6 protein-coding genes and 1 pseudogene are annotated in these 5,579 nt (G+C 68.8%); 4 read left to right on the plus strand and 3 right to left on the minus strand.

The genetic code is table 11. The annotated features are described in order from the left end of the window. Together eutC and AC1DY5_RS39935 are read left to right on the plus strand one after the other, a co-directional pair. Positions 1-529 (plus strand): ethanolamine ammonia-lyase subunit EutC (gene eutC, locus AC1DY5_RS39930; RefSeq protein ID WP_478119984.1); only part of this gene is annotated, 529 nt, incomplete at its 5' end. A 39-nt stretch (positions 530-568) separates the two neighbouring features. Then, a complete protein-coding gene (locus tag AC1DY5_RS39935; RefSeq protein ID WP_478119985.1) occupies positions 569-1,147 on the plus strand; it encodes a peroxidase-related enzyme in 579 nt (192 codons plus the stop codon). On the opposite strand, the pseudogene AC1DY5_RS39940 reads toward AC1DY5_RS39935, so the two are convergent. Together AC1DY5_RS39940 and AC1DY5_RS39945 are read right to left on the minus strand one after the other, a co-directional pair. Next, positions 1,098-2,312 (minus strand): annotated as a pseudogene (locus tag AC1DY5_RS39940) (phosphoethanolamine transferase). The gene AC1DY5_RS39935 and the pseudogene AC1DY5_RS39940 sit on opposite strands and share 50 nt — an antisense overlap. 115 nt (positions 2,313-2,427) lie before the next feature. Then, a complete protein-coding gene (locus tag AC1DY5_RS39945) occupies positions 2,428-2,583 on the minus strand; it encodes a hypothetical protein (RefSeq protein WP_478119986.1) in 156 nt (51 codons plus the stop codon). A 79-nt stretch (positions 2,584-2,662) separates the two neighbouring features. Between AC1DY5_RS39945 and AC1DY5_RS39950 the strand changes: the two genes are divergently transcribed. Further along, complete coding sequence (locus AC1DY5_RS39950; protein WP_478119987.1) at positions 2,663-3,340, plus strand: response regulator; 678 nt, start codon at positions 2,663-2,665, stop codon at positions 3,338-3,340. After that, positions 3,337-4,722: a sensor histidine kinase gene (locus tag AC1DY5_RS39955; RefSeq protein ID WP_478119988.1), complete on the plus strand. Its 1,386-nt coding sequence runs from the start codon at positions 3,337-3,339 to the stop codon at positions 4,720-4,722. Before AC1DY5_RS39950 ends, AC1DY5_RS39955 begins: the two co-directional genes overlap by 4 nt. 54 nt (positions 4,723-4,776) lie before the next feature. Here AC1DY5_RS39955 and AC1DY5_RS39960 read toward each other — a convergent pair whose 3' ends face one another. Continuing rightward, positions 4,777-5,559: an SDR family oxidoreductase gene (locus AC1DY5_RS39960; protein WP_478119989.1), complete on the minus strand. Its 783-nt coding sequence runs from the start codon at positions 5,557-5,559 to the stop codon at positions 4,777-4,779. Positions 5,560-5,579 lie beyond the last annotated feature (20 nt).

Consider the following 5,579-nt stretch of genomic DNA (forward strand, 5'->3'; position numbering starts at 1 on the left):
CGACCGCACCGCCTACCTGCGGCGACCCGACCTCGGCCGGCAGCTCGACGCCGCCGACGCACAGCGGCTACGGGCCGATGCGCCCGCGCCCGTCGACCTGTGCATCGTGGTCGGCGACGGACTGTCCTCGCTGGCGGTGGCCCGCCATGCCGCGCCGCTGCTGGCGGCTCTGCGCACGCATTTGCCGCCGGACCTGTCGCTGGCACCGGTGGTGATCGCGACGCAGGCCCGAGTCGCCCTGGCGGACGAGGTCGGCGAGGCCTTCGGCGCGCGCCTGGCGATTATGCTGATCGGCGAACGGCCGGGCCTGAGTTCGCCCGACAGCCTGGGGATCTACATCACCCATGCCCCGCGGCGTGGCCGCCACGACGCCGAGCGCAACTGCATCTCGAACGTGCGGTCCGAAGGCCTGCCGTACGCCACCGCCGCCTTCAGGCTCGGATGGCTGCTGCGCGAGGCCCTGCGCCGTGGCCTGACGGGTGTCGAGCTCAAGGACGACAGCCAGTTCCACCTCCCCCATTCCCTATGATCGGCCCGGTGCCCGACACCAAGAATCAAGGAGACCCCGATGACCGATCGCTACCCCCTGGCCGAACTCAAGGACCTGCCCGACGACATCCGCGCCGCGGCGCYCGCGGTCCAGGAGAAGGCCGGCTTCGTGCCCAACGTGTTCCTCGGCCTCGCGCGCCGCCCGGCCGAGTGGCGCGCCTTCTTCGCCTACCACGACGCGCTGATGCTCAAGGAGGAAGGCTCCCTCACCAAGGGCGACCGCGAGATGATCGTCACCGCCACAAGCGCGGTGAACCAATGCCTCTATTGCGTGGTGGCGCACGGCGCCCTGCTGCGCATTTACGAAAAGAAACCGCTGGTGGCCGACCAGGTGGCGGTCAATTGGCGCAAGGCCGACATCACGCCGCGCCAGCGGGCGATGCTCGAGTTCGCGATGAAGGTCTGCGAGCGCTCGCACGAGATCGACGACAGCGACTTCGCGCCGCTGCATGCCCACGGCTTCGACGACGAGGACATCTGGGACATCGCCGCCATCACCGCCTTCTTCGGCCTCTCGAACCGGCTGGCGAGCTTCAGCGGGATGCAGCCTAACCCGGAGTTCTACCTGATGGGCCGGCTGCCTCGCGAGAAGAAGTAGCCAGCGCGTCGTCCCCACGGCACGAGGCCAGGGCGTCGAGCGCCGGCTGGTAGGTCGGCGTCGCGACGTCCAGCACGCCGAGCACCGTGTGGTAGAGGTTGTCGTGCGTCAGCGACGTGTCGAGCCCCGCCTCCATGCAGGCCGTCGACAGCTGCCGCCGGGCCTTCATGCCGTCGCTGAACCAGGTCAGCCTCGGCACCTGCTTCTGCACCTCGGGCGCGAAGCCATAAGGAACGCCGTGCAGGAACAGGCCGTACTCGCCCAGCGATTCGCCATGGTCGCTCAGGTAGAACAGCGCCGAATCGAAGCGCCTGGACTTCGTCTTGAGCCAATCGATGGTCTTGCCGAGGAAGCGGTCGGTGTAGGCGATCGAGTTGTCGTAGCCATTGAGCAATTCGGAATGCCTGCACTCGGCCAGCGCATTGCTCTTGCACTCGGGCAGGAAGCGCTTCGCATCGGGCGAGGAACGCTTGAAGTACGAAGGCCCGTGGCTTCCCATCTGGTGCATCACCAGCACCACGCCCCTGGCGCGGCGCTCGGCGGGCAATGCGGCCAGGCGCTCGTCCAGACCCTTGAGCATGACGTCGTCGAGGCACTCGTCGCCCTCGACAGCGCGCTCTTGACGGCTTCGTCGAGCGGATCGAAGGCCGAGGCATGGGGAATACGGTCGCATACGCCCTTGCAGCCGCCGGCCTGGTTGTCAAGCCAGAACACCCAACACCGCCAGGCCGGAAGCCTGCAGCACATCCATCAGGTTCACGTAGTCGTCCTTGCGCGCCTCGAAAGCGCCCTTGTTCAGCGGCGAGAACATGCACGGCACCGAGGCCAGCGTGTTGGTGCCGCAGGAGTGGACGTCGCGGTAGCTCAGCACCTGCCGCGCCGCGAGCTGCGGCGTCGTGTCGCGCGCATAGCCCTTGAGCCCGAAGTGGTCGGCGCGTGCCGTTTCACCCACCACCAGCACGAACAACGGCGGCTTCGCCTGGCCCGCGTAGCTGGCACCCAGCGCGGCGCCGCCCGTGATCGGGATCAGCTTGCGACTCTGGCTGAAGAGGGGCCGCAGCACGGCGGCGCCGGTGGAATAGAGGCCCGCCGGCGGGTTCATCATGTAGCGCAGATGGGCGTTGTTGCGCTGCCGGTTCATCGCCATCGCGCTGCCGGCGACCATCGCCGCCACAACGAACAGCAGCGCGCCATTGCGCCAGGCCTGCGAAAGCAGGGGCTGGGGCGCCAGCCGCACCCGCCAGGACCCAGCTCAGCGCCTTGGCTCCCTCATGCATCACCTAGCCCAGGAACCCGTCGTCGCGCAGGGGGAAGCAAGTTGGCGTGCCCGCCATCCGGGCCAGCACGAGGTCGAGGCCGCTGGCGTCCCAGAGGAGCAGCAGGGCCAGGGCTAACACGGTCAGGGCGAGCGGACTGGAAGCGGCAGTGCGAATCATGCGGCGCGAGCTTAGGCCACCCGCATGAACCCAGCCTGAAGCTCACACTAGACTCCTTCCTTTTGGAAAGGACCGCCCCGTGCGCATATTGCTGGTCGAGGACGACGTCGCACTGGCAGACGCCGTCTGCAGCTATCTCGCGGCCAAGGCCTTCGTGGTCGACGTGGCGCCGGGCCTCGCGGAAGCGCGCGCCGCGCTGGCCGCCGTGCAGTACGCGGCCGTGCTGCTCGACCYGCACCTGGGCGACGGGGACGGCCTGTCCCTGCTGCCGACCATCCGCGCCCTGCGTGAACGCCCGATCGTGATCGTGCTCACCGCCCGCGACCAGGTGACGGACCGCATCCGCGGCCTCGACGCCGGCGCCGACGACTACCTGATCAAGCCCTACGACCCGGCCGAGTTGCTGGCGCGGCTGCGCGCGGTCGAACGGCGGCGCAGCACCAGCAGCGCGCCGGTGCTGAAGATCGGCGCGCTGGAGATCGACATCGCGCACGACCTGGTCCGCAAGGACGGCGTTCCGGTCACGCTGACCCAGAAGGAGTGGGCCTTGCTGCGCGTCATGGCCACCCGCCCCGACCGCATCCACACCCGCGAGAACCTGGCCGATGCGCTCTACGGCTTCGGCGACGAGGCCGACAGCAACACGCTGGAAGTCTTCATCAGCCGCCTTCGGCGCAAGCTGGGACGCAAGTACATCCAGACGCTGCGGGGTCTCGGCTACCGGCTCTCATTCGCGCCGGACGAAGAGGACGAATGAACCCCAGGCTGCTGCAGCGGATCGCTGTCAAGCAGATGGGCCGGCGCGATTCGCTCGCAGGCCGCCTCACGCGAACGCTGATCCTCTGGGTCGGCGGCGTATGGCTGCTGTGCGTGCTCGGCGTCGTCTGGTACGTGGACCGCGAGATCAACCACAATTTCGACAGCGAGCTGATCGAGGTCTCGCACCGGATATTCGACATGGCGGTGCAGGAGCTCGACAAGCTGCAGCGCGAGAACCCCGCCACGCCGCCTCCGCTGATCGCGCCGCCGCAGCTGTATCCGACCGACGCCGTGATCTACCGGGTAGTCAACCTGCACGAGCGCGTGCTGCTGCGATCGATCGAGGCGCCGGTCGACGCCTTCGACGTCCCGTTGGCGCCCGGTCTCGCCAACGCCGATCCGTGGCGCGTCTACACGGTGCGGCATCCCACGCGCGACTTGTTCCTCCAGGTCGCCGATCCGCTGCACAAACGGCGCACCGCGCTCAACCGGACCCTCTTCGGCCTCATCATCCCGCTGGGTGCGGTGCTGCCGCTGCTGGCCCTGGTGCTGCGCAACGTGGCCCGCAAGGAGTTGCGGGCGCTGCAGCAGTTGGCCGGCGAGATCGAGCAGCGCAGCGGCGTCGACCTCCGTCCGATCCGCCTGCCGGGCCTGCCGAAGGAGCTGCGTTCGGTGGGCGACCACGTCAACCAATTGCTCGAGCGGCTGTCTCAATCGCTCGACGTCGAGCGCGCACTGGCCTCGAACGCAGCGCACGAACTGCGCACGCCGCTCGCCGCCGCACGGCTCCGGTTGCAGACCGCCCTCGAGCACGATCTGAAGCGCGAGGACGTGCAGGCTGCATTCGATGCGCTGCAGATGCTCGGCCACCGGACGGAGAAACTGCTGCAGCTGTCGCGGGCCGAATCCGGCGCCTCGCTGACACGGGCGCCGATCGATCTGGTCCAGCTGGCCGGCACGGTGGCGCAGGAGTTCTGGCAGGATCCGCGGGTCAACGAGCGCCTGTCGCTCAAGGTGCCGGACAGCGAGCCTCCAATCGCGCTCGGCGACGTCGATGCGCTCGCCATCGCGCTGCGCAACCTGATCGAGAACGGCCTTCGGTATGGACGTGGCCGCGTCGTGATCGAGGTGATGGCGCCCTGCACGCTGGCGGTCCGCGACTTCGGTCCCGGGGTCGACGCGGCCCAGTTGAGCACCTTGCAGCACCGCCATGTGCGCCACTCCTCCGACCGCGCCGGCTACGGCCTCGGGCTGTCGATTGTCGGCACCATCGTCGAAAAGCTTGGCGCCCAGCTCGAGCTCGCTTCGCCGCCGCCCGGTGCGGCCCACGGCTTCGAGGCCCGCATCGTGCTGCGCCCGGCGGGAGAAGCCAGGCCGTGACCCGCTACCAGCCCGCCGCCAGCCCGGCCGCGATAGCGCCGACCCTCCGTGGCGTCAGAGCGCGAAGCCGTCGTCGGCCGCGATCACCGCGCCGTTGACGAAGTGGCTCTGGCCGCTGGCCAGCAGCACGATCAGGCCGTCGAGGTCCTCGGGCTTGCCGACCCGCTTGCGCGGCAGCATGCCGACCAGCTTCTGGCCGCCGTCGGTGACCCAGTGCTCCTCGTTGAGCTCGGTCGCGATGTAGCCCGGGCACAGGGCGTTGACGTTGATGCCGAAACGGCCCCATTCGAGCGCCATGGCCTTGGTCATCTGCACCAGCGCGGCCTTGCTCATGCAGTAGACGCCGATCTGCGGCAGCACCTTGAGCGCCGCCACCGAGGCGATGTTGATGATGCGCCCGCCGATGTAGGTGCCCGGCGCCGCCCCCTTGGCACGCGCCAGCATCCGCTTGCCGACCTCCTGGGCGACGAAGAAGGAGCCCTTGACGTTGGTGTCGAAGATGAAGTCGTAGTCTTCGCTCGAGACATCCTTCAGGCGCTGCGTGTTGCTGACGCCGGAGTTGTTGACCAGCACGTCGATCGGCCCGACCTCCGTCTCGGCACGCGCCACGGCGGCCTTGATGCTGCCGAGGTCGGTGACGTCGAGCTCGACCACGTGGGCATCGCCGCCCTCGCCCTCGATGCGGGCGCGCAGTTCCTTTAGCTTGTCGGTGTTGCGGCTGGCCAGCACCACCGCGGCGCCGGCCCGGGCCAGCGTCTTGGCGAACTGGGCGCCGAGGCCGCTCGATGCGCCGGTGACGAAGGCCACGCGGCCGGAAAGGTCGATGCTGTAAGCCATGGAAGATGGTCCTGTTGGAG

This window comes from Variovorax sp. P4_D9 (assembly GCF_056401695.1).